Genomic DNA, 26,006 nt, shown 5'->3' with positions numbered 1-26,006 from the left:
GCGATCTGGAGCATCATGACCGATCTGCTTGCCGGTATCCGCGTTCTCGACCTGACCAATGTGCTGGCAGGCCCGTACTGCGCCTACCAGCTGGCGCTGCTCGGCGCCGACGTCATCAAGGTCGAGGCGCCGCAGGGCGGCGACCTGGCGCGCCAGCTCGGTGCCTCGCCGGCGCTCAACAAAGCCGGCATGGGCGCGTCGTTCCTGGCGCAGAACGCCGGCAAACGATCGGTGGTGCTCGATCTCAAGAACGAAGCCGACCGCGAACGTTTCCTCGACCTGGTCGCCTCTGCCGACGCGCTGGTCGAGAATTTTCGACCGGGCGTGATGGAGCGCCTCGGGCTCGGCTATGAAGCGCTGAAGGCAGTTCGTCCGGGTCTCGTCTATTGCGCCATATCGGGGTTCGGCCAGACCGGGCCGATGCGTGACAATCCGGCCTACGACCAGATCATCCAGGGGCTGTCCGGCATTATGAGCATCACCGGCACACCGGAGACCGCACCCTTGCGAGTCGGTTATCCCGTCGCCGACACGTTGGGCGGGCTGGTCGGGGCCTTTGCCATTGCCGCGGCGCTGGTCAAGCAAAAGACCTCGGGCGAGGGCGCCTTTCTCGATGTCTCGATGCTCGAATGCACGCTGTCGGCGCTCGGCTGGCCGGTCTCCAACTTTCTGACGGCCGGCGTCGAGCCGAAGCCGATGGGCAATGAGAACATGACGGCGGCGCCCTCGGGTGCGTTCCGCACCGGTGATGGGTTGCTCAACATCGCCGCCAACAAGCAGGAGCAGTTTGTCACGCTGTGCCGGCTGATCGGACAGCCGGAACTGGCGTCGGATCCGCGCTTTGCCGAGCGCGAGACGCGCAAGCAGAACCGCGCAGCGCTGAAGGTGCTGATCGAGGCAGCGCTCGCGAGCGCCTCGGCTGCTGCCTGGGAGGAAAAATTCAACCGCGCCGGCGTGCCGGCGGGACGGGTGCTGACGATCCCGCAGGTGCTGGAGGAGCGCCAGGTGACCGAGCGCGACATGACCACCCGCTTCGAGGGTCTGCCCGGCATGGAGCATCCGCTGACCGTGGTGCGCGGCGGCTTCATGGTCGATGGCGCGGCACCCCTCCCGGTCCTGCCGCCGCCTGTGCTCGGCGAACACATGGACGAGGTTTTTTCCGACTTGCCGCCGCGCGCCAGGAGGCGGGCGTGAGCGACCTTGAGAAAAAGACCGGCCGCGAGCGCGGCGAGGAATGGTGGCAGACCGGCATCATCGAGATGAGCCCCGGCATCATCCGGCTGCGCGGCTATGAGATCCAGGATCTGATTGGCCGCATCAGCTTCCCGGCTGTCATCTGGCTGATGCTGCGCGGCGAACTGCCGAGCGAGGAGCAGGCGGCGCTGCTGGGCATCGCGCTGGGCGCGGCCGTCGATCACGGACCGCAGGCGCCGTCGATCGCCATTGCTCGCATGGCCATCACCTGCGGCGTCGGCATCAACAGCGCCATGGCTTCGGCGGTCAACGTGCTGGGCGATATCCATGGCGGCGCCGGCGAACAGGCGCTGTCCTTCTACGGCGACATCGCCGTGGCGCTCGACCAGGGTGCTGCACTCGACGAGGCGGTCTCGGCGCGGCTCGATCGCTTCTTCGCCGAGGAGAAAGGCTATGTGCCGGGATTTGGCCACCGCTTCCATCCGGTCGATCCACGCGCGCCGCGCCTCATCGAGGTGACCCGCGATTTTGCCGCGCGCGGCGTCGTCAGCGGACGGTTCGCCGACATCGCCGAGGCTGTCGAGGCGGAGGTCGCACGGCGTAAGGGCAAGAAGATACCGCTCAACATCGACGGCGCCACTGCCGTCATCTATGGCGAGCTCGGCTTTCCGCCGCCGCTGACGCGCGGCCTGTTCGTGCTGTCGCGCTCGGTCGGGATCCTGGCGCATGCCTGGGAACAGTCGCAGCAGAGCGACCGCAACAAAGGCCCGCTGCCGCGCGAATGGCTGTGGGCCTATACCGGCACGCCGCTGCGGCCATTTCCCGTAGAGGATGACGAGGGCAAGTGAGGCTCAAGCCGGGTCCGGCACCGCTGGCTGAGGCGTTGCCAGGTTTGCCATCAGCGTGGAAAGATCGGGCTCATCGATGAGCAAGGCCGCGTCCTGCGGCTTGAGCCATGCCCGCTGGCGGCTTTTGGCCTCCTGCCAGTTGCTCAGTTCTTCCGAAACCTCAAGGAGATAGACGACGACGTCGACGCGCACGAAGTTGGTTTCCAGCCGCTTCCAGTAGGAATAGCTGCCGGCCGGCTCTTTGAGCGTCTTGCCGAGCACGCCCGCCTCTTCGCGCGCCTCTATGGTGGCGGCCTTGCGCCCGCTCTTGCCTTTCATCGGCCAGCCCTTGGGCACGATGAAGCGCTTCGTCGTGCGCGACGTGACCATCATCACTTCGAAATTGCCGTCAACACCCAGGCGAAAGGGGATGGCGGCGACCTGGCGAATGCGTTCGCCTCGCCTTGCCTTGCGCACCGCCTTTTTCTTCGTCGTCGCCATTTGCTAAAAACCCGGTCGGCCGGCGCGCCGCCGCACGCCGCCTGCAAACCCCAAAAATGCCCGCGAGGCAATGAAGCATTCTTATTAAATAAGTCGACTAAGTAAATCGCAAGCGACCGATATCAACGGCAAACACGCACAATCTGGTTGTTGACGATCTGAATCGGGCAACTTTGCCTGACGACCGGCACTTCGGGGCGCGGTTGCGGCACGATCCGGCGATCCTGGTCGCGGTATTGTTGCTGCTGTTGCTGGAACTGCTGCCGCTGCAGGCTGTTGCGCAACTGCTGCAGCTGGTTCTGCTGGATCAGCCGGTTTGTGCCGGGATTGACGGCCTGCGCCGAGGCAGATTGCACCATGCCCGGCAGCGTCGCCGCCGCCAGCATCGCCGACATCAGAATTGTCGATAGACGAAGCGTCGACATCCGTTCATTCCCGTACAGACATAACCTCCTCCCTATATAGGGCGTTCGTCCCGATCTGCCATGGGCTACGAAATCGGAAGAACCTGTGGCGCGCTCGCCCGGACAGCGGAATTGTCCGCCGATTGAGCGGCTAGCGCCCGCTCACTCAACCTCGCGCAGCCGATACCCCACGCCGGTTTCGGTGGTGATGTAGCGTGGCTGGTCGGGTAATTTTTCGATCTTCTGCCGGAGCTGGCGGACATAGACCCTGAGATACTGCACGTCGGTCGAATCGCCCCACACCTGCTTCAGCAGGAAATGGTGGGTGAGAACCTTGCCGGCGTGCTGCACCAGAATGCGCAATATGTCGTACTCCTTCGGCGAGAGCTTGATCTCCTTGCCCTCGACCTTGACGATGCGCTTTACCAGATCGACGCTGAGATCGCCGGTCTGAAACACCGGCTTTTCGCCCTGCTGCTGGAATTTGTGGCGCAGCGCGACGCGGATTCTGGCGACCAGCTCGTTCATGCCGAATGGTTTGGTGACGTAGTCGTCGGCGCCGAGTTCGAGTGCGGCGACGATTCCGGCCTCGTCGGTGCGGCTGGACAGGATGACCACGGGGACGTTGAGGCCGTCGTCGCGCCATTTGCGCAAGAGGTCGAGGCCGCCCATGCCGGGCAGGCCGAGGTCGAGCAGAATCAAATCCGGCTTTTGCGCGTCGACGAGTTCGATCGCGGCCCTGGCGTTGGGCGCCTCGCTGACCGCATAGCCCTGGCTGCCGAGGCCGACGCGCAGCAGCTTGCAGATCGGCGGTTCGTCATCGACCACCAATATGCTGACGTTGGAACTTGTCATGCCGGATCACCAGATGTTTGCCCGTCCGCGCCTGCTACGTCCATGCCGGACGATTGCGACGGCCTCGGCATGCGGATGGTGAAGACCGCGCCCGGGCGGTCGCTGCGGTTTGCCGCCGTGATCGTGCCGCCCATCGCCTCGATGAAGCCGCGGCAGATCGACAGGCCGAGCCCGGTACCGGCTTGGACCTGGTCGCGCTTGTGTACCCGATAGAAGCTATCGAAGATCCGCTCCAGGTCGGCGGGCGGAATGCCCAGCCCTTCATCCATGACCTGCAGCACGACGGAGCCATTGTCGACCCAGCCCTGCAGCCGGACCGTCGACCCCGGTGGCGCGTATTTCGCGGCATTGTCGAGCAGATTGAACAACACCTGCTCGAACAGGACGGGATCGAGTTTCAGCATCGGCAGGTCGGCCGGAATGTCGACCTCTGTCTTGTGCCCGGCGACGATCTTGCGCGCGCGCTGCAAGGCCGAGCCGACGATGTCGCCGACATAGTGGAGAGCGAAATTCGGCTCCATTGCGCCGGATTCGATCTTGGTCATGTCGAGCAGATTGGCAATGAAGCGGTTCAGCCGCTCGGATTCGTCGAGCACGGTCGTCAGCAACTCGGCCCGATCGTTCTCGGGTAATGACTGGGCAAATTCCCTGAGCGTGCCGGCCGCGCCCATGATGGCCGCCAGCGGTGTCTTCAGATCATGCGAGATCGACGTCAGCAGCGCCGAGCGCAAGCGGTCTGCCTCGGCCGCGAGCCTGGCGCGATCGACATCGGCGACCAGCTGGATGCGCTCGATGGCGACCGCCGCCTGGTCGGCCAGCGCGTCGAGCAGGCGCTGCTGCTCAGGCGTCAGCAGCGGCCCTGGCTTGTCGTTGTCGAGACCGACGACGCCGATGGCGGTGCGGCCCGTGCGCAAGGGCAGATAGAGGCGCTTGGCGCCGGGCAGCGTGTCGGCGCCACGGCCGGCGGCACGGTTGTGCTCCCAGGCCCAGCGGGCTGCGGCAATGTCGGCCTCGGCCAACGTGTCGTCGGGCGGATAGCCGGCCTTGACGGTGATCGTGCCATCTTCCGGCAACAGCAGCACCACGCGCAGCTTCAGCATCGAGGCGATCTGGAAAGCGGTGGCCCACAGCACGTCGTCAAGCGTGCCGGCGCCGGCGAGCTTTTTTGAAAAGAGGTAGATGTCCTCCGTGGCTCGCGCGCGTGAACGGGCGGCAACCGCCTGGCGCTGCATGCGCGCCGTCAGATTGCTGGCGATGACGGCAACGACGAGGAAGACGGCGAGCGCGACAATGCTCTCCGGATCCCGGATCGTCAGCGTGTAGCGCGGCTCGAGGAAAAAATAGTTGAAGGCAAGGGCGCTGGCGACACAGGCGTACAAAGCCGGCCACAGACCACCAGCCACCGCCGACGTCAGCACGCCGATGAGAAAGATGATCGCGAGATTGCGGACGTCGAGAAACTGGTCGAGCAGCGCGGCGAAGCCGAGCGAGCCGGCAACGAAGGCCGTCGCCTTGAGATAGGGCCAGACATCGAACTGCCACTGCTCGTCCGCTGCCTTGACATTCCTCGAAGTCGCCTCGTTGCCGCGCTCGGTTCCCGAAATGACATGGACGCTGATGTCACCGGCATTGCGGATGAGATCGTAGGTCAGCGAACCTTCGATCAGTTCGCGCCAGCGCGACCGGGTCGGCCTGCCGACGACGATGTGGGTGAAGTTGTTGGCCGTCGCGTGGCGCACGATGTCCTGCGCGACGTTCTGGCCCGGAATGGTCGTCACCTCGGCGCCGAGCTGCTCGGCCAGGCGCAGCAGCGTCGCCAGCCGGTCCTTGTCCTCCTCCGACATGGTGGCCGAACGCGGCGTGTCGACATGCAGCGCCGTCCACGGCGCGCGCAGCCGGTCGGCCAGCCGGCGCGCATAGCGGATGCGGGAGGCGCCGCCCGGACGCGCGTCGACGCAGACCAGAACCCGTTCGCCTGCCGCCCAAGGGCCCTGGATGGCATGCGACTGCATGTGGTTGAGCAACTGCTCGTCGACGCGCTGGGCGGTGCGGCGCAGCGCCAGTTCGCGAAGTGCCGTCAGGTTGCCGGGCGAGAAATAGTTTTCGACCGCACGCTGGGCGGTGTTGGGGAAATAGACCTTGCCTTCCTTCAGCCGCTTGATCAGGTCGTCGGGCGTGAGGTCGATGATCTCGATGTCGTCGGCCTGGTCGATGATGGAATCGGGCACGGTTTCACGCACCCTGACGCGGGTGATCTGCGCCACGACGTCGTTCAGGCTTTCGACATGCTGGATGTTGAGCGTGGTGTAGACGTCGATGCCGCGCGTCAGGATTTCCTGGACGTCGAGATAGCGCTTGGGGTGGCGGCTGCCGGGCGCGTTGGTGTGGGCGAGCTCGTCGACGAGCACCAGCGCCGGCCGGCGGGCGAGGATGGCGTCGATGTCCATCTCGTCGAGAACGCGGTCCTTGTAGCTGACCTTCTGGCGCGGGATGACCTCGTAGCCCTCGACCAGCGCCAGGGTTTCCTTGCGGCCATGGGTTTCGACGATGCCGATCACCACGTCGACGCCGTCTGCCAGCCTGGCGCGGCCAGCCATCAGCATTTCGTAGGTCTTGCCGACACCGGGTGCCGCGCCGAGAAATATCCGCAGACGGCCGCGCTCTTCCCGTTCCGCATGCTCAAGCAGTGCGTCCGGAGAGGGTCTGTTATCGTTGCTTCTGTCGTCCGGCATCAGGCTCGATCATGAACGGCGCCGGGGATCGTGTCGATCCCCGGCGCTCTCTCTCACTGCTTGGTATCGTCCAGCGCCAGGTTAAGCGCCAGCACATTGACCACCGGCTCGCCGAGGAAGCCGATTTCGCGGCCTTCGACATGGCTGTCGACAAGCGCCTTGACCTTGGCTTCGTCGAAGCCCCTGGCCTTGGCCACCCGGGCGACCTGGAAATAGGCGGCGTCCGGGCTGATATCGGGGTCGAGGCCGCTGCCCGAGGTCGTCACCAGATCCATCGGCACCGGCTGGTTCGGATTTTCCGCCTTCAGCTTTTCGGCGTCACCCTTGATGCGGTCGATCAGCTTGGGGTTCGTCGGGCCGAGATTGGAGCCGCTGGAGGCGGCGGCGTTGTAGCCGTCGCCGGCAGCCGAAGGGCGGCCATGGAAATACTTGTCGCCGGCAAAGCCCTGGCCGATCAGTTCGGAGCCGATGACCTTGCCGTCCTTCTCGATCAGGCTGCCATTGGCCTGGTGCGGAAACAGCACCTGGGCAATGCCGGTCATCCCCAAGGGATAGATCAGGCCGGTCAGGACGGTGAAGAAGACGATCATGATGATCGCGGGTCGTATCTGGGTGAGCATGGACGTGTTTCCTTAAGCGAGGCCGAGGCCGGTGACGATCATGTCGATCGCCTTGATGCCGACGAAGGGAACGATGATGCCGCCGAGGCCATAGACCAGCAGGTTGCGGCTGAGCAGGGCGCCGGCGCCGATGGCGCGGTATTTGACGCCTTTCAGCGACAGCGGGATCAGCGCGATGATGATCAGCGCGTTGAAGATGATGGCCGACAGGATGGCACTCTGCGGCGTCGCCAGGTGCATGATGTTGAGCGCCTGCAGCGGGCCGGTGGTATGCCCCGGCGCGACGTAGAAGACGGCGAACATCGCCGGGATGATGGCGAAGTATTTGGCGACGTCGTTGGCGATCGAGAAGGTCGTCAGCGAGCCGCGCGTCATCAACAGCGCCTTGCCGATCTCGACGATCTCGATCAGCTTGGTCGGATCACTATCGAGGTCGACCATATTGCCGGCCTCGCGCGCCGCCACCGTGCCGGTGTTCATGGCGACGCCGACATCGGCCTGGGCGAGGGCCGGGGCGTCGTTGGTGCCGTCACCGCACATGGCGACCAGCTTGCCCTTGGCCTGTTCGTCGCGGATCAGCTTCAGCTTGTCCTCGGGCGTGGCCTGGGCAAGGAAGTCGTCGACGCCGGCTTCGGCCGCGATTGCCGCCGCCGTCATCGGATTGTCGCCGGTGATCATCACGGTGCGGATGCCCATCTTGCGCAGTTCGGCAAAGCGCTCGCGAATGCCGCCCTTGACGATGTCCTTGAGGTGGACGACGCCGAGCAGTCGGCCGTCACGCTCGACCGCCAGCGGTGTGCCGCCCGACTTGGCGATCTCGTCGGCAATCGCCTGGAGATCCTTGACGGTGTCGCTGCCGGGGCGCGCGCCATGGGTGGCCGATGTCGACTGGTTGACGTAGGCGAGAACCGAATCGACGGCGCCCTTGCGCACCGACGAGCCGTCGATGTCGACGCCGCTCATGCGGGTCTGGGCGGTGAAGGGCACGAAGGTGGCATGCAATGTTGCCATGTCACGGGCGCGTATGCCGTATTTCTCCTTGGCCAGCACGACGATCGAGCGTCCCTCGGGTGTCTCGTCGGCGAGCGACGCAAGCTGCGCCGCATCGGCCAGTTCCTGCTCGGTGACACTTTTGACGGGGCGGAACTCGGTGGCCTGGCGGTTGCCGAGCGTGATGGTGCCGGTCTTGTCGAGTAGCAGGGTGTCGACGTCGCCGGCGGCCTCCACGGCACGTCCCGACATGGCCAGTACGTTGAAGCGCACCAGGCGGTCCATGCCGGCAATGCCGATGGCCGACAGCAGCGCGCCGATGGTCGTCGGGATCAGGGTGACGAACAGCGCGACCAGCACGGTCACCGAGATATAGCCGCCGGAATAGGAGGCAAAGCTCGGGATCGTCGCGGTGGCCAACACGAAGATCAGCGTCATGCCGACGAGCAGGATGTTGAGCGCGATCTCGTTCGGCGTCTTCTGGCGCGCGGCACCCTCGACCAGCGAGATCATGCGGTCGAGGAAGGTGTGGCCGGAGGCGGCCGATATGCGCACGCGGATCCAGTCCGATAGTACCTGGGTGCCGCCGGTGACGGCCGAGCGGTCGCCGCCGGATTCGCGGATGACCGGCGCGGACTCGCCGGTGATCGCCGCTTCGTTGACCGAGGCCACGCCTTCGATCACCTCGCCGTCGGACGGGATGATGTCGCCGGCTTCGACCAGCACGATGTCGCCGACCTTCAGGCTGGTGCCGGGCACCAGCTTGAATTTGGAGCGGTCATCGCCGTTAAGCAGCTTGGCCTGCGTCTCGGTGCGCGCCTTGCGCAGCGAGTCGGCCTGCGCCTTGCCGCGGCCTTCGGCGACGGCTTCGGCGAAGTTGGCGAACAGCACGGTGAACCACAGCCAGATGATGATCTGCAGCGTGAAGCCGAAATCGCCGCCGCCGGTGAAGCGGTCCCTGATGAACAGGACCGTGGTCAGAGCTGAGACGATGGCGACGACGAACATCACCGGGTTCTTGATCAAGGTGCGCGGGTCGAGTTTCTTGAAGGCGCCGCCGATGGCGGGCCACAGGATGCGGGCATCCATGATGACCGCGGATTTGGACTGGCTCATTTGGTGGCTCCAGTATCTGAAATGTTGGCCGGCACCGATCGATCGGATGCCGAGAAAAGGTGCGGCGGCCCGTAGGCCAGCAGCCAGATCACGATCATGACTGCCGCGAGGCCGAGGAAGGTGGATACGGTGGGGAAGGGAGGGGGAGTTTCCTCCCCCTCGGTGCCGGCTCGCGGCCGGCCCTTCCTGCGCTTTCGGTTGAACCAGGACATGGCCGTTTTCTCAGAATGTCTGTCCGTTGATGGCAGCCAGGTGCTCGACGATCGGTCCGATCGCCAGTGCCGGGAAGAAGGTCAGGCCGACGACGATCAGGATGACGCCGACGAGCAGGCCGACGAACAGCGGACCATCGGTCGGGAAGGTGCCGGCCGAGGCAGGCACAGTCTTCTTCGCCACCAGTGAGCCGGCAATTGCGAGTGCCGGGATGATGACGAAGAAGCGACCCACCCACATGGTGATGCCGAGGGTGATGTTGTACCAGGGCGTGTCGCCGGAAAGGCCGCCAAAGGCCGAGCCGTTATTGGCCGCTGCCGAGGTGTAGGCATAGAGAACCTCGGAGAAGCCGTGCGGCCCGCCATTGGCCATGGAGGCCACGGCGCTTGGCAGCACCACGGCGATGGCGGTGAAGGTCAGCATCGCCAGCGGCAGGCACAGGATGGCGAGCATCGCCATCTTGACCTCCTTGGCCTCGATCTTCTTGCCGAGATATTCCGGCGTGCGGCCGACCATCAGGCCGGCAACGAAGACGGCGACGACGATGAACATCATGATGCCGTAGAAGCCGGCGCCGACACCGCCGACGATGACCTCGCCGAGCTGCATGTTGACCATCGGGATCAAGCCGCCAAGCGCTGTAAACGAGTCGTGCATGGCGTTGACGGCGCCGCACGAGGCGGCCGTGGTGATGACCGCGAACAGTGCCGAGGCGGTAATGCCGAAGCGGGTCTCCTTGCCTTCCATGTTGCCGCCGTCGATACCGAGCGCGTGAACCAGCGGATTGCCGGCGGCTTCGGCCCAGTAGCAGACGGCGACGCCGGCGATGAACAGCACACCCATCGTGGCCAGGATCGCCCAGCCCTGGCGCTGGTTGCCGACCATGCGGCCGAAAACGTTGGTGAGTGAAGCACCGAGCGCGAAGATCGTCACCATCTGGATCAGATTGGAGATCGCGTCGGGATTTTCGAACGGATGCGCGGCATTGACGTTGAAGAAGCCGCCGCCATTGGTGCCAAGCATCTTGATTGCGACCTGCGAGGCGACGGGGCCGAGCGCGATGGTTTGCTTGGCGCCTTCCAGCGTGGTGGCATCGACATACGGGCCGAGCGTCTGCGGCATGCCCAACCAGACATAGACGAGGGTCAGCACGATGCAGAGCGGCAGCAGGATGTAGAGCGTGCAGCGGGTCATATCGACCCAGAAATTGCCGATCGACTTGACCGAGTGCCGGGCGAAGCCGCGGATCAGCGCCACCGCAATGGCAATGCCAACAGCAGCCGACATGAAGTTCTGCACGGTGAAGCCGGCCATCTGCACGAGGTAGGACATCGTGCTTTCGCCGCCATAGTTCTGCCAGTTGGTGTTGGTGACGAAGCTGACGGCGGTGTTGAAGGCGAGGTTGGGCTCGACCGACGTCATCCCTGCCGGATTGTAGGGCAGCACGCCTTGCAGGCGCTGCAGGAAGTAAAGCACCAGGAAGCTGGCAAGGCTGAAGAAGATGATGCCTGCCGCATAGGTCGTCCAGTGTTGCTCTTCGCGTTCGCTGGTTCCCGAGATGCGATAAAGGCCGCGTTCAACCGGGCCGAGTATCGGCGACAGGAATGTGCGGTCGCCGTTGAAGACGCGATACATGTAGCCGCCGAGCGGCTTCACCAGCAAAACGACGATCCCGCAATAGACGAGGATCTGTATCCATCCGTTGAGTGTCATGAGAATAGCTTTCCGTGCCTTGCGTCAGAAGCGTTCTGGACGAACGAGGGCGTATGTCAGGTAGACGAGCAGGAACAAGGTCACGCCGCCACCGAGGATGTAATCGACAAGCATGGTGTGATCCTTCCGCTTAAAGAGCGTCGCAGGCTTTGATGTAGGCGAGGGAAAGAGCGAAAAACAAAACGTCGATCCCGATGACGACAATGTCCATTGTAGTGTTCCTTGCTTCTTCTTGTATTTGGCGCCAGCTGCTGGCAGGCCAGAAATTCCATGAGAACGACCCGCCGTACCCCAGTGGATTACGGCGCCCGGAGCGTTTTGCTCGCAATGGAATATGGACCCGATCGCCATAAAGGTTCGAGACGGGCCGCGGAGGAAAGATATAAAATTCCTATAAAGATTTTCGGCAGATGGCTCGGTTCCGGGCTGCCCAAAAAACCGATGCCTTGATATCGCGGCCTCTTGCAGCGGCGCCGTCTTTCGAAACAATGAGAGCGCAAAACAAGGAAGAACAGATGCTCGACATGGCCCCATCGAAACAGGCGGCGACATGGCTTTCCGCCCTTGCGCGGGCGCTTGAAGCTGACGACGCGGAGGCTGCCGCCAACCTGTTCGTCGAAGACTGCTACTGGCGCGATCTGCTGACCTTCACCTGGAACATCACGACCATGGAGGGCAGCGATGCCATCCGCGATATGCTGCAAGCGACGCTGGCGGTGGCGCAGCCTTCACACTGGACGCTGTCCGGCGAGGCGACCTCGGATGAAGGCACCGTCGAGGCCTGGTTCAGCTTCGAAACCTCTGTCGCGCGCGGCGAAGGGATTGTGCGGCTCAAGGACGGCCGTTGCCGGACCTTGTTCACGGCGATGCGCGAGCTCAAGGGGTTCGAGGAACAAAAGGGTCCGGCGCGGCCGCTCGGCATTCGCCACAAGGCCGATCCTGAGCGCGAGACCTGGGCGGAGGCGCGGGCGCGCGAGACGCGCGATCTCGGCGCCTCCGAGCAGCCTTATTGCCTGGTCATCGGCGGCGGCCAGGGCGGCATCATGCTCGGCGCGCGGCTGAGGCAGCTCGGCGTGCCCACCATCATCATTGAGAAGAATGCGCGCCCCGGCGATTCCTGGCGCAACCGTTATCGTTCGCTCGTGCTGCACGATCCGGTCTGGTACGACCATCTGCCCTACATTCCGTTCCCGGAGAACTGGCCGGTGTTCACGCCCAAGGACAAGATGGGCGACTGGCTGGAGATGTATGTCAGGGTGATGGAGCTCAACTACTGGGTCGCCACCAAATGCGTCAGCGCCAGCTATGACGAGGCCGAGAAAGTGTGGACGGTGGTGGTCGACCGCGTCGGCCAGCATATCACGCTGAAGCCGAAGCACATCGTCTTTGCCACCGGCGCCTATGGCCCGCCCCGGAAGATCGCGCTGCCTGGCGCCGAGACCTTCAAAGGCGAGCTCCTGCATTCCAGCCAGTATGCCAGCGGCGAAAAATTCCGTGGCAGACGTGTCGCCGTCATCGGCGCGGCAAGTTCGGGACACGATGTCAGCGTCGACCTGTGGGAGAGTGGCGCTGATGTGACCATGATCCAGCGCTCGCCGACGACGGTGGTGAAATCCGATACGCTGATGGAAGTCGGTTTCGAGATATTTTCCGAGAAGGCCTTGGCGCGCGGCATCAGCACCGACAAGGCCGACCTGATCGTCGCCTCGACACCGTTCGCGCTGGTCCCCAAGGGCCAGCGGGACCTCTACGAGGTGATCAAGGAACGCGACGCTGCCTTCTACGACCGACTGCGGGCTTCAGGCTTCGCCATCGATTTCGGTGAGGATGAGACCGGGCTGTTGATGAAGGCCTACCGCACCGGTTCGGGCTATTACATCGATGTCGGCGCCTGCGAGCTGATCATCAACGGCGAGATCAAGGTGAAGAGCGGCGTCGGCATCAAGTCGCTGACACCGAGCGGCATTCTCTTCGACGACGGCAGCGAACTGGCGGTCGACGCGATCATCTCGTGCACCGGTTATCAGTCGATGAACGAAACGGTGGCGGCCATCGTCTCGCGTGAGGTCGCCGACAAGGTCGGGCCCTGCTGGGGGCTCGGTTCGGGCGTCAAGGGCGATCCCGGCCCGTGGCAAGGCGAATTGCGCAACATGTGGAAGCCGACCGCGCAGGACGCGCTGTGGTTCCACGGCGGCAATTTGGCGCTGTCGCGGTTCTATTCGAAATATGTGGCGCTGCAGATCAAGGCGCGGATGGAAGGGATTGCGACGCCGGTTTATGGGGCGGTGAGTAATTCGGGGCGCTGCTGATCTCCCCCCCCTCGAGGGGAGATGTCGCCGAAGGCGACAGAGGGGGTCGCCGCGCATGGAGCGCCTACGTCATCCGCCGCAAGGAGGTCGCGTCCGGTCGAACCGACCCCCTCTGGCCTGCCGGCCATCTCCCCCTCAAGGGGGGAGATTACCTCTGTCCGAAATGCCTCGCAGCAACCTCGACATGCGTATGCTGCCTATGCGGCTCGAATCTCTCTGTCTCATTGTAGTCGCCGGCCTCGTTCGGCCACCAGACACCACCGATGACGATCCCCTCCGAGGTCAGCCTTTGGTCGGCGACAAGTGCTGCGCCGACCGCATCGACGAAGGTGTAGCGGCCGGGGCGCAGCCTGAGTATTGCCACATCGCCGACACCGCCAACTTTCAGCGCACCCAGCTCCGGCCTGGCGATCGCCTCGGCCGGGCGTTGCGTGGCGGCGCGCAGCACTTCGACCAGCGGCATGCCGAGCGCCATCAGCTTCGACATGCAGACCAGTATGTCGAAGGCGGGGCCGTCGACGCAGTAGAGATGCACGTCGCTCGAAATGACGTCCGGCGCTAGGCCCTCGGCCAGCATCGCTTTTGCCACCGCGAAGTCGAACGATCCCATGCCGTGGCCGATGTCGAAGATGACGCCGCGTTCGCGCGCCAGCCGCATGTCGGGCCGCACCGCACCGGAGGCGAAGACCGGCGCGTTGGGGAACGGCCGGAAACAATGGGTTAGGATATCGCCCTTTCGCAGGCGCGGCAGCACTTCGGAGCGGCCGGGCGGCGGCTCGTCTATATGCGCCATCAGCGGCAGGCCGGCCTGGTCGGCGGCTTCCAGCGCAAGGTCGACCGGCGCAATGCCACTAGTGCCGCCGGCATGCTTGCCGGAGCGGACCTTTACGCCGACGACGACATCGGCGTGTTCGCGGACGGCAGCGACCGTCTCGCGCGGTTCGCAGAGCCTGAGATCGCTGCATTCGCCGACCGAGACCGTCTGCGAGAAGCCGAATATGCCGGCGAAGGAGATGTTGACGTAGGCCAGGATCCGCACTTTCGAGCGCTCGATGACATGGCGGCGAAGGCCGAGGAAATTGCCGGCGCCGGCACTGCCGGCGTCGATGAAGGTGGTGGTGCCGCTCTTGGCCGCCAGCCGGTCGGCATCGACGCCGAGCGATGTGCCGCCCCAGTAGACATGGCTGTGCAAGTCGATGAGGCCGGGCGTGACGATGCAATCCCTGGCGTCGACGACCTGCGTGGCGTGTTCGGCATCGATGGCGGCTTCGATGGCCGCAACGCGGCCGTTGGTGATGGCGACGTCACGCACTGCGTCCACGCCCGAGGCCGGATCGATCAGGCGGCCGCCCTTGATCAGGAGATCGAACTGCATCGGCGCCTCCGCTGGCATTTGTGTGTAGCGATCAAACCGGCCGGTAGGCGACGGCTTCGACCTCAATCTTGATGTCAATCATCAGCCGCGATTCGACTGTGGTGCGGGCCGGCGGGTTCTTCGGGAAATGCCTGGTATAGACGACATTGAAGGCGCCGAAATCGCGCGCGTCCTCGAGCCAAACCGTGGTCTTGACGACATCGTCCATGGTGCAGCCGGCCAGCGCCAACGCTGCCTTCACATTCTGCAGCACCTGCTCGGTCTGCTCGGTAATGCCGCCCTTGACCACGATGCGGTCGCTGTCGACCGGCACCTGGCCGGAGATATAGACGAAATCACCGGCGCGCACCGCCGGTGACAGCGGCACATGGGATGTTCCAAAACACTCTTTGGGCAAGGGAAAGCTCCTGTTCTGACTTGGCGGATCGCGCCAGCGGTTCAATTTCAGCCGACGGCTCTACGCCTCTCCCCATGATCCTCATAGCGGCGTTTTGGGAAAGCAAGATTTTTCCAGATGCGTGTTGCTTTATCGGGGGACGGCCAGCATCTTCGCGCGGCGCATTTTCCCGACAGGAGATTTTTTCAATGACCTTCGACAAGAACCCGTTTCCGGAAGGCGACGCCGATCGTCACGCGCTTTGGGAAATGCTGGTGCGGCGCGACATCGACGCCTTCATCGGCCAGGATTGGTCGATGGTCGAGGATGATTTCATCGCCGACAGTTTCTTCGGCATGCATGCGCATTTCCTCAGTGATGCCGACGCCTGGCGGCTGCAATTCCCATCGCTTGCCGTCTATCGCGACGAGTGGCTACGCCAGGCCAAGGAGACGGCGGCGACCAAATTCGCCGAACCGTTGCGCGAGGCGCTATTCCGCGTCACCAACATGCGCGACATCGATGTCGATGGCGATCGCGCCGTGCTGCACAAGAAGTTCAACGGTTCGGTGACCAAGGCCGACGGCACGGTCGACCAGCTGAAATGGCAGACGCTGTATTTCTGCCGGAAAGTTTCGGGACGCTGGAAGATCGCCGGCTTCGTCGGCTACATGCCACATCCGCTGGGGAGCTGAGGCGCGTTCTGCCGGCCTTCGCGCACGAACACATGCGCTTCCCGGGCCGCGGCGGTGAAGGCGCGGCGCGCCGTGCCGACCGCGCGGCGCTGCTCCATCGCATCCATCATCGCTTTGAGGGCAGAGCGGTATTTCGGCCCGCGCTCTTCGTCAGGCCATCCGTCGACAAGTAGGGAGGCTGCCTGGACCGTTCCGGTAACGGTCAGGCCGCTGCCTTCGCTTTCGATGGTCACGGGAACGTCGAATTGTTCATCGCGCATTGACGCTACTCCTGGAACTCAACTCGAACTTGAAGACAATCGAAAACGGCGCAATCTGCGTTTCGTTCCAGCGTCACTGCTTGCGGTGGTCGAACACGACCGCCATGGTCTTACCAATTGCCGCCATGACGATCAGTTCGACCAGATCGTCGTCGCTGTCGACACAAGTCGAATCCATGCGGCGGATGGCGTCGAGCGCCGCCCTGGTCGAGACGGTATCGCCGGCGCGGAATTTGGAAAGCACAGAGGAAACAAGGTTCTGAGCTGTCAGGTCGATGACAGGTACGCTCGATACTGCGTTCATTGGCTTCCTCCTGCCAAGAACCCTCTCCCGCAGGAATGATACGCCGAACGGCGGCGCGCGCCAGCGGAATCGTGGTCCGACCAGATTGCCGAGCGGGCACGTTTGCGTGTTTGATAGAATCGAACAAACAGCGTCTAGGACCAGCTCGGAAATGAAACTATACTTCAGCCGCAATCCCAATCCGCGCCTCGCCGTTGCAACGGCACGCCATCTGCAGGCAAGGGTCGAGTTTGAGTTCGCGGCGCCCTTCGCGCCGGGGCAGGCCGAGCGTTTTCGGCCGCTCAATCCCAATCTTTCCGTCCCAATACTGGCATGGCCGGGCGGCAGCCTGTGGGAAGCCGACGCCATAGCCTGCCTGCTGTCGCGCGAGGCGGGTTCGGATTTCTGGCGCAGCGGCGACGACCAACCCGACATGATCCGCTGGCTGAGCTGGGGCAAGGAGAATTTTGTCAGGGCCTGCGACACCGTGCATTTCGAGCGCGGAACCAAGCAGCGCTACGGGATCGGCCCGATCGACCAGGGCAAGGTCGAGGAGGGCCTGGCGGAGTTCCGTATCGCCGCGGTAATTCTCGAGGCGGAGCTTGCCAAACGGCACTGGCTGGTGGGCAAGTCGCTTTCCTATGCCGATTTCCGCATGGCGACGTTCCTGCCCTTCAACATGTCGCCGGCCTGCCGCTGGGCGATTACCCCAGCGTTTCCGCCTGGTATCGCCGGGTCGAAGCCATCGAGGCCTGGCGTGACCCCTTCGACGGTCTTGATGCGCCGCTATTGCCGCCGGTGAAGCTCGCTTGAGGCGGCCTTCCCAGGGGTTAGGTCGGCTGAGGTGTGGCGCTTTGGCAGCATAGGTGTGGAACACCGGGCCTGTTGCCTCGGCGCGCTCGACGGCTTGCGGTCAGGTTGGTAAGCCCTCTCCTCAAGGAGAGTCGTGACATGACCGTAGCCATCGAGATGGGACAGACGACGGCGGGCGCGCCGGCGGCGCTCGACCTTGAGGAGCTGCTGGCCACCCGGCTTCTGGTGCAAGGCAATTCCGGCTCCGGCAAATCGCACCTTTTGCGTCGGCTGCTGGAGCAGAGCGCACCCTGGGTGCAGCAGACCATCATCGACCCCGAAGGCGATTTCGTCTCGCTGGGCGACCATTACGGCCATCTGGTCATCGATGCCGAGGAGCATACCGAGCGCGGCCTGCAGGCGGCCGGCGAGCGGGCGCGCATCCACCGCGTCTCCACCGTGCTCAATCTCGAAGGGCTGGATGCCGAGAACCAGATGCGGCGCGCCGCCGCCTTCCTAGGCGGGCTGTTCGAGGTTGCGCGCGAACACTGGTATCCGATGCTGGTGGTGGTCGACGAGGCGCAATTGTTTGCACCCGCGGTGGCAGGCGAGGTGTCGGACGAAGCGCGCAAACTCTCGCTCGGCGCCATGACCAATCTGATGTGCCGCGGCCGCAAGCGCGGCCTTGCCGGCATCATCGCCACGCAGCGGCTGGCCAAGCTCGCCAAGAACGTCGCCGCCGAAGCCTCGAATTTCCTCATGGGCCGCACCTTCCTCGATATCGACATGGCGCGCGCCGCCGACCTTTTGGGCATGGAGCGGCGGCAGGCGGAAGCATTTCGCGACCTCGAGCGCGGGCACTTCATGGCGCTCGGGCCGGCGCTGTCGCGCCGTCCGCTCGGTGTGCGCATCGGCCAGACCGAGACAAGTCCGCGCAACGGCACGCCGCGGCTGATGGCGATGCCGGAATCAGCGCTTGAGGACGCTCGCGCGATCATCCTGGCCGTGCCGCCGCCCGAGACGATGCGCGCGCCGCGCCGGGTGGCATCGCCGGATCTGCTCGACCAGCTGATGGCGGCAAAGTCGGCGGCGCTGGAAATACGTCCCGAGCCGATGGAGCCGGCAATCAGCGCCGAGGATCTGGCCGAGCGGCGCGGGCGCGTCGACCGCGTGCTGCGCGCCGTGCTGGCCGAACCCGACGCGGGCTTTCGCGTCATCGGTGTGCTCTATCAGGAGTTCGTCGTCCGCTGCCGCATCGAGGGCCTCGCTTCGGTGGTGCCGGACCTCACCGAATTCCGCCGCATGCTGACGCGCGCCCGTGCCGGGTTGGGCGCCGACATGGCAGGCGACGACGCCTGGCAAGATGTTTCCGTCCGCGCATCGCTGCTGCCCGAGGACATGCAGGGCGTGTTCATGATGATCGCCCGCGCCGCCAAAGAGGGCTGGCCGTGCCCGAGCGACGCGGCGATCGCGCGCGCCTACGGTTCGCACTCGCTGCGCCGCGCCAGGCGCCTGCTCACCTATATCGAGGAGCAGGGCCTCATCGTCTGCCAGCTCGACGGCACCGGCCGCCGCACGGTGACGCTGGTGGAACTTGCCTGGGCGACGGCGCCAGGCGATCCCAATGCAGCGGAGGCAGAGCAGGGGAGTTTGGCGCTGTAGCCGGCGCGAGGGGTGGCTGCGGTTCTGAACAAGATGTGTTTCGCCGATCGGCGCGCGGCGATTTATGATGGCTTTCCGAGAATCGCAGAACGGTTCGGGCGGGAGGGTTGTTCGGTGCGGTTGAAATCTCTGGCTGTTCTTATCCTCGGCATCCTTGCCGTCGCCGTTATTGCTGTGACGGTATCGGCCCGGTCTTTTGCCGGGCCGTCCAATATACCGGACTGGCTGCAGGCCCATGTCGGCGATGGCGATGGCGAGATTTCGCAAGTGGTGCTGGAGCGGGCGCGTGCGCTTTATCAGAAGAAGGTCGCGCAGGGCGCGGTCCACAATGGCTGCTATTTCGCCATGGATGCGACACGTCCCGGCGATCTCGGCAATGGCGTGCTCGCGCGCCGCTACTACGTCATCTGCGAAGCCAAGCAGTCGTTTCGCGCGATATCGTCGGGTCATGGCGGCGGCCGCAATCTGAAAGGCGTTGTCGATTTCTCCAATGGCAGGCGGTGCGCGAAGAATTTCGGCAATGCGCAGGATTCGGAACTGACTGCCGGCGGCGCCTACATAACCGGCGAGGCAAAAACCTCGTTCAAGGGGTTTTATCGGGTGGGCGCAAAGCAGGACCAGGCGCTTATGCGCACCTTCATCCAGTTCGACGGCGAAGGCGAGACGGCGAATGCCAGGCAGCGGGTGATCGGCGGCCACGCGGCGCGGTTGCTGCGCGGCATGTGCCTGCGCAAGAACCCGAACAGTTCCTACGCCGACCATGACGGCTTTGTGCCCTACGGCAAGCTGGTGGATTACGCCGGCGGCCGCAGCAATGGCTGCACCAGCTGGTCGCCGGCCGATGCCGACCAGATTATTTCGATGGTGAAGGGCAACCCGACGACGCTCTACATCTACCCGGAATCGCGCGACATCGCCGCCGTTGGCAAATCCGGCGCCTATTGGAATGCGTCCTGCCTGAAGGAGATCGGCAGGCCGAAATTCTGGCCGCGAAAAAACCTCGAGCCGATCATCGCGCAATACAAGAAGGACAATCCGCCGCCACCGCCGCAGCCGCTGCCGATCTGCAGCGGGCCGTGAGGCGATGAGCGCTCGGCTCAGCTTTGGCGGCGCGGGCTGGGCCGCGCTACCGACGGCGCTTCGGGTGGCTCTACTGATTGATCTCGGGTTCGACGAGCTTTGCCGGGTTGCGCAGTGACTCCTGCCAGCCGAGATAGCAGGCCTCGGCCGGAATGAGGTCGGGAATGCCTGCCTGCGTGACGTCGAGTTCGGTGCCGACCGACACTTTCTTCAAGATCACGGTCACCTGCATCTCGCCGGGCAGGTTGGGGTCGTCGAACCTGTCGGTGTAGCGCACGCGTTCGCCGGGAACGAGCTCGAGATATTCGCCGCCGAAGGCGTGACTGCCGCCCGTGGTGAAGTTGCGGAAGGACATCTTAAACGTGCCGCCGACTTTCGCGTCAAAGCTGTGCACCGAGCAGGTGAAGCCGTTCGGCGGAAGCCATTTTGCCAGCGCATCGGCTTCCGTGAATGCGCGGTAGACCTTCTCAGGGCTGGTGGTCAGCACACGGTGCAAACGTACGGTGCTTGGCATGTCTTCGGTATCCTTTGTGGTTTCGTTGATCTATGCCCCAAGGACGGGTGAACTTCACCCGGTCCGACACAGCCTGTCAAATTTTTTGGGCACGTTGCCTGCGGCCATCCGTCTCGAGATTTCGAACCGCCGCCTCAGGCAGGCGGCCGCGTCGCGACAAATTGCATGCATTATTGACAATCTGCCTAATCTTTCGGCATAAATTTCACAATATTTATTAAAATTTTTGAAGTCTCGCTCTAAAATTGTATTAGGTTCAGCTTATTATACTCAACATGATCTATTAATGGATGAATGGCGATCTTCTTGGTGTACTATAGGATGATTCCCTGGAACGACGGATTAATCTAAAATTTGATCCGGTGGTCGCTCGAAGGCTGTCGAGCGGCCAAGGCAACACGCACAAGGAGTGTCCGAATGACCACCGTCCTGAACGCCAAAGGCATTCCTCTTCCCTACACCGGCGCTTCCACCCACTGGTTCTCGGCGACCGGCGCGCCTTACTTCTACGGCACCTCGGGCAACGATTCCTTCTGGGGCGACACCAGCGTCAAAGTCACCATGTATGGCGGCGCGGGCGACGACTATTACCATCTCTATTCGACGATCAACAAAGCGGTCGAGAACTACGGCGCGGGCGTCGACACGATCGACACCTGGATGAGCTACAAGCTGCCCGCCAATTTCGAGAACCTCGTCGTCACCGGCGACGGCCACTATGCCTTCGGCAATGGTCAGGACAACATCATAACGGGCGGCGCCGGCAGCCAGACGCTGGACGGCGGCAAGGGCAATGACGTGCTGATCGGCGGCGCCGGCGCCGACACCTTCATCATCACCAAGGGCAACGGCAGCGACCTGATCTCCGATTTCGACGCGACCGACACCGTGCGCCTCAACGGCTACGCCTTCACCTCATTCGAGGCCGTCCAGGCCAATATGGTCCAGGTGGGATCGAACGTGCAGCTGAACCTCGGCTCGAGCGAGGTGCTGGTGTTCAACAACACCACGATCGACAAGTTTCAGCCCGCCCAGTTCGAGCTGCCGATCGACAAGACAGGCATGACGCTGTCCTTCAACGACGATTTCAACACGCTGAGCCTGTGGAACGGCCAGAGTGGCACCTGGGATTCCAATTTCTGGTGGGGGGCGCAGAACGGCAGCTCGCAGCCCCAGAACGGCGAACTGCAATGGTATATCGACGCCAATTATGCGCCGACCAGCTCAGTCCATCCGTTCAGCGTGACAAACGGCGTGCTCACCATCACCGCGGCGCAGGCGCCCGACGACATCAAGCCGCTGATCAACAATTACGAATACACCTCCGGCATACTGACGACGCACGACACCTTCTCGCAGACCTATGGTTATTTCGAAATGCGGGCCGACCTTCCGGAAAACGCCGGCGCGTGGCCGGCCTTCTGGCTTCTGCCCGAAGACGGTTCCTGGCCCCCGGAACTCGACGTGATGGAAATGTATGGCCAGAACCCGAATGCGCTTCTCATGACCGCGCACACAAATGAGACGGGAACCCACACCACGGTCGGGTCGACGGTGAATGTCTCGAACACCGACGGCTATCACACCTATGGCCTGTTGTGGACGCCGGACAAGCTGGTCTGGACCTATGATGGCGTTCAGGTCGCGGAAGCGGCGACGCCGTCCGATATGAACAAGCCCATGTATATGCTGGTCGACCTTGCGGTCGGCGGTCAAGCCGGCGCGCCGCCCGACCATCTCGCCACGCCCGCGCAGATGAAGATCGACTATATCCACGCCTATACGCTGAACGATTTGCAGCAGAGCCATCTGAGCACATCAGCCGAGCACGCGGTTTAGATGTCGCGGGACCGCGCGCCGCTCAGGGATGCAGCCATCGGGCTGCGCCCGGTTTTCCTGCGCGCCATCGCCGATATCGGCGTCTTCTCGTTGCTGATCAACATACTGCTTTTGGTGATCCCGCTCTATCTGCTGCAGGTCTATGACCGGGTGCTGCCGTCCTCCAGTGTCGAGACGCTGATTTATCTGTCGGCCATGGCGGTCGTTGCGCTCGCCTTCCTCGGCTTGATGGACGCGGTTCGCGCCATTTATGCGCAGCGCGTTGCGGCTACCGTCGACCAGAAACTGGGCACGCGGACATTCGCCGCCTCGCTTGGCGCCAGATATGCCGGCAGCACGCTGTCGCTGCTGAGCGACCTTGCCGCGGCCTGCGCCTTCATCAGGTCGCGCGGCGTGGCGGTGCTGTTCGACCTGCCGTTTGCTCCCGTCTTCCTCGCCTTGCTCTATTTCATCCATCCCGTGCTGTTCTGGCTGACGCTCGCCGGTGCCGTGCTTCTGTTTTTGCTGGTCGTGGCCAACCAGCTTGCCATCGGCAGGAACGATGCCATGTCGGCGGAACGCTCGGCCGTGGCCAGCCAGGCGGAGCAGGCCTTTGCCCGCAACGCCGAAACCCTGCGCGCCATGGGCATGGTGCAAAATGCCGCCGCGGTTTGGGGACAGCACGTCGCCGAAGCGCTGGCCCTGCATGACCGTTCCGGCAGCGCCAACGCGATCTTCAGCGCGACATCGCGAGCGCTGCGCATGATGCTGCAACTGGCGATCCTCGGCGCCGGCGCGTGGCTGGTGCTGCAAGGGCAGATGACCGCAGGCATGATCTTCGCTTCATCGCTGGTGTCGTCGCGCGCGTTGCAACCTCTCGACCAGCTGATCGGATCCTGGCGGCAGATCGTCGATGCCAGGCGATGCTGGAAGCGGCTGGACACCGCGCTTGCTGCGCAACCGGCGCAAGCGCGCAAGCTCGTCCTGCCCGATCCGTCCGGTGCGATTTCGGTGCAGGATCTTTTCTTCATCGCGCCGAATGCGTCTTTCGGCACGGAGCCCATCCTCAAGCGGTTGAATTTTGCCATCGGTGCCGGCGAAGCGGTAGCGATCGTCGGCCCGAGCGGCGCCGGCAAATCGACGCTGGCGAAGTTGCTTGTGGGCGCGCTGCAGCCGACCGGCGGTGCGGTCAGGATCGACGGCGCCGATCTGAGGAGCTGGGACGAAATCCAGCTTGGCAGGCATATCGGCTATCTCCCGCAGGAGGTGGAGCTTTTTCCCGGATCGATCGCGCAAAACGTCGCCCGCTTCGATCCCGCCGCCGATGACACCGCGATCGTCGAAGCGGCCAGGCGTGCCGAGGCGCATGGGCTGGTCCTCACGTTGCGCGACGGCTATCAGACCGTGATCGGTCCGTCGCATACCGTGCTGTCGGGCGGCGAGCGGCAGCGGATCGGCCTGGCGCGCGCCTTCTACAGGAAGCCACGCATCCTGGTGCTGGACGAGCCCAACGCCCATCTCGACGGCAGCGGGGAGGCGGCGCTCGAAGCGATGCTGTCGGCCGCGCGCGGCGCCGGCGTCACGGCGCTGGTGATCACACATCGTCCTTCGATCGCCGCGGCCTGCGACCGCGTGATGGTCCTGCGCAACGGCGCCATCGAAGCCTTCGGCCCCTCGAGCGAGGTGCTGCGGCAATCGGCGGCCGGCAAGGGTGTTGCCGGGAGCGCGGTGGTGACGGGGTCGTTCGTGCCGACCGCGCGTCCTCACAGCGTCCGCTTCGGGTCATAGACGATGGTGCAGCAGAGCCTTGCCTTCGAGAGCCGACCGCGCACCGACTTCCGCCGCACGGCCATCGTCGGCTACGCGGCCGTAGCGCTCTTCGTTGGCTGCTTCGGCTATTGGGCGGCGAGCGCGCCGCTCTCCGGCGCGGTGATCACGTCCGGTACGATCTCGGCGACGGGCGGCAACATCCTCATCCAGCACCCCGAAGGCGGCATCATCGAGCAGCTGCTGGTGCATGAAGGCGACCGCGTGCAACAAGGCGAGCCGCTGGTCCTGCTCGACCGCACGGCGGCCGAGGCCGACCTCAACCGGCTGACCCGGCAGTCGATCGCGCTGAAGGCAAGTGCCGCGCGGCTGGAAGCCGAACGCGACGGATCGGACAGGTTGGCGCCAATCACCGAGGCGGCACCCGCGCCGTTCCAGACCGATTTCGACAATCTGGTGCACGAACAGCAGAAGGAGTTCGACGCCAGGTTCGCCCGGTTCCGCTCCGAGCAGTCGATCCTGGCGCAGCGCGTCGCCATGCATCGCGAGTCGGCGCTGGGACTGGACGCGCAAAAACTGGCGATCCAGCAACAAGCTGACATCGTGAAGAAGGAACTCGGCATCAAGACCAGCCTGCTCGACAAGGGCCTCACCAACCGCAGCGAATATTCGCAGCTTTTGCGCAGCGAGGCCGATCTGGTCGGCCAGGCCGGCGCGCTGGAGGCGGACCTTGCAGCGACCAAGACGCAGATCGTCGAAGCCCAGGCACAGGTCGAGCGCGCGACCACGCAACGCGTCGAAGAGGCGCTGACCAAGCTCGACGAGGTTCGCACCAATCTGGCCGACATCGGCGAACAGATCACAGCGGCCGAGGCAGTGCTGAAGCGCACGACGATCAAGGCGCCGGCGGCCGGCATCGTGGTGTCGTCGACCTATAATTCCAAGGGCAGCGTGATTGCCCCGGGGCAGAAGATCATGGAGATCCTGCCCACCGCGTCAGGCCTCATCGTCGACGCGAAGCTGCGGCCGAGGGATGTGGACCTGGTACGTGTCGGCCAGCCGGCGAAGCTCAGACTGTCGGCCCTGAACGCGCGCCTCACGCCTGAGGTCCCGGCGACGGTGACCCAAATCTCCGCCGATCGGCTGATCGATGAAACCACGCATGAGGCGTATTTCCGCGCCAGGCTGAAGATCACGGACACGCTGCCGCAGGGCGTGAAAGCCGAGCAGCTTTACCCGGGAACGCCGGTCGAGGCGTTTATCAGCACCGGCGACCGGACCTTCTTCGAATATCTGGCGCGACCGATGCTGGATTCATTCGCGCGGGCGTTCACGGAGCGGTAGATCCCAACTCGTCCTCCCAGTTAGCGCCGCCATAGAACACCCGGAGAATCACCACCTGATCGCCTTCTATGGCGAACGCCACAGTCAGGCGCCGCTCGAAACCAACGATGCGAAGCCCCGGCCGTAAATCATCCCTTCGGGTTCCGCGCTCCGAGGCGTAGTCCAGATCCAGGCAAAATCGTTCGATCCGCTCAATATAGCGAATGGCGGTGAGGTTTCCGGTCGCATGAGCGACCGTATCGTATATCCATAGCAGGTCCGCCTGGGCTTCCGGCAACAGGACAACATGCCGGCGCTTCACACGTCCCCCTTGAGGCCAGGGGAATCGCATATGGCGATTTTAGGCTTGAAGTTGGTTTGAGAAGGGATTCTTTGGGAAGGCAGTCTTAGCGAAGGAGCGACTGCCATTTCCAGCCTTGAGAGCTATTTCGGCGCGGTGCCTGACCCGCGCGCCGCCAACGCCACGCACCGGCTTGGCGACCTGATCGTGATGATGATCGCGGCAAGCCTGTGTGGTGCGAGCAACGCGACGGAGTTTTCGTTGTTCGCGCAAGAGCGCAAGCAGG

At 63.9% G+C, this 26,006-nt stretch carries 24 protein-coding genes and 2 pseudogenes; 11 read left to right on the top strand and 15 right to left on the bottom strand.

Annotated features, from left to right (window positions below):
* Positions 1 to 15: 15 nt before the first annotated feature.
* Together AC1D1B_RS27640 and AC1D1B_RS27635 are read left to right on the top strand one after the other, a co-directional pair.
* Positions 16 to 1,194, top strand: coding sequence for a CaiB/BaiF CoA transferase family protein (locus AC1D1B_RS27640; protein WP_477336189.1), 1,179 nt, complete (start codon positions 16 to 18; stop codon positions 1,192 to 1,194).
* A complete protein-coding gene (locus AC1D1B_RS27635; RefSeq protein ID WP_477336187.1) occupies positions 1,191 to 2,042 on the top strand; it encodes a citryl-CoA lyase in 852 nt (283 codons plus the stop codon). The genes AC1D1B_RS27640 and AC1D1B_RS27635 overlap by 4 nt, the downstream gene beginning before the upstream one ends.
* Before the next feature lie 3 nt (positions 2,043 to 2,045).
* Here AC1D1B_RS27635 and AC1D1B_RS27630 read toward each other — a convergent pair whose 3' ends face one another.
* The 9 genes from AC1D1B_RS27630 to AC1D1B_RS27590 all read right to left on the bottom strand — a co-directional run bounded on the left by AC1D1B_RS27630 (position 2,046) and on the right by AC1D1B_RS27590 (position 11,279).
* Complete coding sequence (locus AC1D1B_RS27630; RefSeq protein WP_477336185.1) at positions 2,046 to 2,522, bottom strand: NUDIX hydrolase; 477 nt, start codon at positions 2,520 to 2,522, stop codon at positions 2,046 to 2,048.
* A 122-nt stretch (positions 2,523 to 2,644) separates the two neighbouring features.
* A complete protein-coding gene (locus AC1D1B_RS27625; protein WP_477336183.1) occupies positions 2,645 to 2,917 on the bottom strand; it encodes a hypothetical protein in 273 nt (90 codons plus the stop codon).
* Between the two features lie 171 nt (positions 2,918 to 3,088).
* Entirely contained in the window at positions 3,089 to 3,781 is a 693-nt protein-coding gene (locus tag AC1D1B_RS27620; RefSeq protein WP_477336181.1) for a response regulator transcription factor, read from the bottom strand.
* Positions 3,778 to 6,513 carry a DUF4118 domain-containing protein gene (locus tag AC1D1B_RS27615; protein WP_477336179.1) on the bottom strand — a complete coding sequence of 912 codons (2,736 nt, stop codon included), beginning with the start codon at positions 6,511 to 6,513 and terminating at the stop codon, positions 3,778 to 3,780. Before AC1D1B_RS27615 ends, AC1D1B_RS27620 begins: the two co-directional genes overlap by 4 nt.
* Before the next feature lie 53 nt (positions 6,514 to 6,566).
* Positions 6,567 to 7,133: a potassium-transporting ATPase subunit KdpC gene (gene kdpC / locus AC1D1B_RS27610; protein ID WP_477336177.1), complete on the bottom strand. Its 567-nt coding sequence runs from the start codon at positions 7,131 to 7,133 to the stop codon at positions 6,567 to 6,569.
* Between the two features lie 12 nt (positions 7,134 to 7,145).
* A complete protein-coding gene (kdpB, locus tag AC1D1B_RS27605) occupies positions 7,146 to 9,239 on the bottom strand; it encodes a potassium-transporting ATPase subunit KdpB (RefSeq protein WP_477336175.1) in 2,094 nt (697 codons plus the stop codon).
* Positions 9,236 to 9,451 carry a hypothetical protein gene (locus AC1D1B_RS27600; protein ID WP_477336173.1) on the bottom strand — a complete coding sequence of 72 codons (216 nt, stop codon included), beginning with the start codon at positions 9,449 to 9,451 and terminating at the stop codon, positions 9,236 to 9,238. Before AC1D1B_RS27600 ends, kdpB begins: the two co-directional genes overlap by 4 nt.
* 10 nt (positions 9,452 to 9,461) lie before the next feature.
* Positions 9,462 to 11,165 carry a potassium-transporting ATPase subunit KdpA gene (gene kdpA, locus AC1D1B_RS27595; protein ID WP_477336171.1) on the bottom strand — a complete coding sequence of 568 codons (1,704 nt, stop codon included), beginning with the start codon at positions 11,163 to 11,165 and terminating at the stop codon, positions 9,462 to 9,464.
* A gap of 24 nt (positions 11,166 to 11,189) precedes the next feature.
* Complete coding sequence (locus tag AC1D1B_RS27590) at positions 11,190 to 11,279, bottom strand: K(+)-transporting ATPase subunit F (protein WP_023669708.1); 90 nt, start codon at positions 11,277 to 11,279, stop codon at positions 11,190 to 11,192.
* Positions 11,280 to 11,680: 401 nt separating this feature from the next.
* Between AC1D1B_RS27590 and AC1D1B_RS27585 the strand changes: the two genes are divergently transcribed.
* Positions 11,681 to 13,474, top strand: a complete 1,794-nt coding sequence (locus AC1D1B_RS27585; protein WP_477336169.1) for a flavin-containing monooxygenase — start codon at positions 11,681 to 11,683, stop codon at positions 13,472 to 13,474.
* Positions 13,475 to 13,622: 148 nt separating this feature from the next.
* Here the strand turns inward: AC1D1B_RS27585 and AC1D1B_RS27580 are convergent, their stop codons facing one another.
* Positions 13,623 to 14,849, bottom strand: a complete 1,227-nt coding sequence (locus AC1D1B_RS27580; protein WP_477336167.1) for an amidohydrolase/deacetylase family metallohydrolase — start codon at positions 14,847 to 14,849, stop codon at positions 13,623 to 13,625.
* 31 nt (positions 14,850 to 14,880) lie between these two features.
* Positions 14,881 to 15,246 carry a RidA family protein gene (locus AC1D1B_RS27575; protein ID WP_477336165.1) on the bottom strand — a complete coding sequence of 122 codons (366 nt, stop codon included), beginning with the start codon at positions 15,244 to 15,246 and terminating at the stop codon, positions 14,881 to 14,883.
* Positions 15,247 to 15,434: 188 nt separating this feature from the next.
* Between AC1D1B_RS27575 and AC1D1B_RS27570 the strand changes: the two genes are divergently transcribed.
* Positions 15,435 to 15,920, top strand: a complete 486-nt coding sequence (locus tag AC1D1B_RS27570; RefSeq protein ID WP_477336163.1) for a hypothetical protein — start codon at positions 15,435 to 15,437, stop codon at positions 15,918 to 15,920.
* Here AC1D1B_RS27570 and AC1D1B_RS27565 read toward each other — a convergent pair.
* Together AC1D1B_RS27565 and AC1D1B_RS27560 are read right to left on the bottom strand one after the other, a co-directional pair.
* Entirely contained in the window at positions 15,893 to 16,180 is a 288-nt protein-coding gene (locus AC1D1B_RS27565) for a DUF982 domain-containing protein (RefSeq protein WP_477336161.1), read from the bottom strand. The genes AC1D1B_RS27570 and AC1D1B_RS27565 overlap by 28 nt on opposite strands.
* A 73-nt stretch (positions 16,181 to 16,253) precedes the next feature.
* Positions 16,254 to 16,484, bottom strand: coding sequence for a hypothetical protein (locus tag AC1D1B_RS27560; RefSeq protein ID WP_477336159.1), 231 nt, complete (start codon positions 16,482 to 16,484; stop codon positions 16,254 to 16,256).
* Between the two features lie 151 nt (positions 16,485 to 16,635).
* Here AC1D1B_RS27560 and AC1D1B_RS27555 point away from each other — a divergent pair.
* From AC1D1B_RS27555 to AC1D1B_RS27545, 3 genes and pseudogenes are all read left to right on the top strand, one after another.
* Positions 16,636 to 17,276 (top strand): annotated as a pseudogene (locus tag AC1D1B_RS27555) (glutathione S-transferase family protein).
* Between the two features lie 138 nt (positions 17,277 to 17,414).
* Positions 17,415 to 18,917: a helicase HerA domain-containing protein gene (locus AC1D1B_RS27550; RefSeq protein ID WP_477336157.1), complete on the top strand. Its 1,503-nt coding sequence runs from the start codon at positions 17,415 to 17,417 to the stop codon at positions 18,915 to 18,917.
* A 114-nt stretch (positions 18,918 to 19,031) separates the two neighbouring features.
* Positions 19,032 to 19,997, top strand: a complete 966-nt coding sequence (locus AC1D1B_RS27545) for a hypothetical protein (RefSeq protein WP_477336155.1) — start codon at positions 19,032 to 19,034, stop codon at positions 19,995 to 19,997.
* Between the two features lie 70 nt (positions 19,998 to 20,067).
* Here AC1D1B_RS27545 and AC1D1B_RS27540 read toward each other — a convergent pair whose 3' ends face one another.
* Complete coding sequence (locus AC1D1B_RS27540; protein ID WP_477336153.1) at positions 20,068 to 20,511, bottom strand: SRPBCC family protein; 444 nt, start codon at positions 20,509 to 20,511, stop codon at positions 20,068 to 20,070.
* A gap of 417 nt (positions 20,512 to 20,928) precedes the next feature.
* Between AC1D1B_RS27540 and eglC the strand changes: the two genes are divergently transcribed.
* From eglC to AC1D1B_RS27525, 3 genes are read left to right on the top strand one after another with little or no spacing between them, the layout of a single operon-like run.
* Positions 20,929 to 22,350 carry an endo-1,3-1,4-beta-glycanase EglC gene (eglC, locus tag AC1D1B_RS27535; RefSeq protein ID WP_477336151.1) on the top strand — a complete coding sequence of 474 codons (1,422 nt, stop codon included), beginning with the start codon at positions 20,929 to 20,931 and terminating at the stop codon, positions 22,348 to 22,350.
* A complete protein-coding gene (locus AC1D1B_RS27530) occupies positions 22,351 to 24,117 on the top strand; it encodes a type I secretion system permease/ATPase (protein WP_477336149.1) in 1,767 nt (588 codons plus the stop codon).
* 3 nt (positions 24,118 to 24,120) lie between these two features.
* Complete coding sequence (locus tag AC1D1B_RS27525; protein WP_477336147.1) at positions 24,121 to 25,440, top strand: HlyD family type I secretion periplasmic adaptor subunit; 1,320 nt, start codon at positions 24,121 to 24,123, stop codon at positions 25,438 to 25,440.
* Here the strand turns inward: AC1D1B_RS27525 and AC1D1B_RS27520 are convergent.
* Positions 25,427 to 25,741 (bottom strand): type II toxin-antitoxin system RelE/ParE family toxin, encoded by a 315-nt coding sequence (locus AC1D1B_RS27520; protein WP_477336145.1) that lies wholly within the window; start codon positions 25,739 to 25,741, stop codon positions 25,427 to 25,429. The two genes, AC1D1B_RS27525 and AC1D1B_RS27520, sit on opposite strands and share 14 nt — an antisense overlap.
* A gap of 135 nt (positions 25,742 to 25,876) precedes the next feature.
* On the opposite strand from AC1D1B_RS27520, the pseudogene AC1D1B_RS27515 reads away from it, so the two are divergent.
* Positions 25,877 to 26,006, top strand: a pseudogene (locus AC1D1B_RS27515) (ISAs1 family transposase); the annotation flags it as partial.

The sequence above is a fragment of the Mesorhizobium sp. P2_C5_2 genome (genome assembly GCF_056404535.1).
The sequence above is the reverse complement of the archived record's forward strand: the minus strand, read 5'-3'. Positions and strand labels throughout refer to the sequence as shown.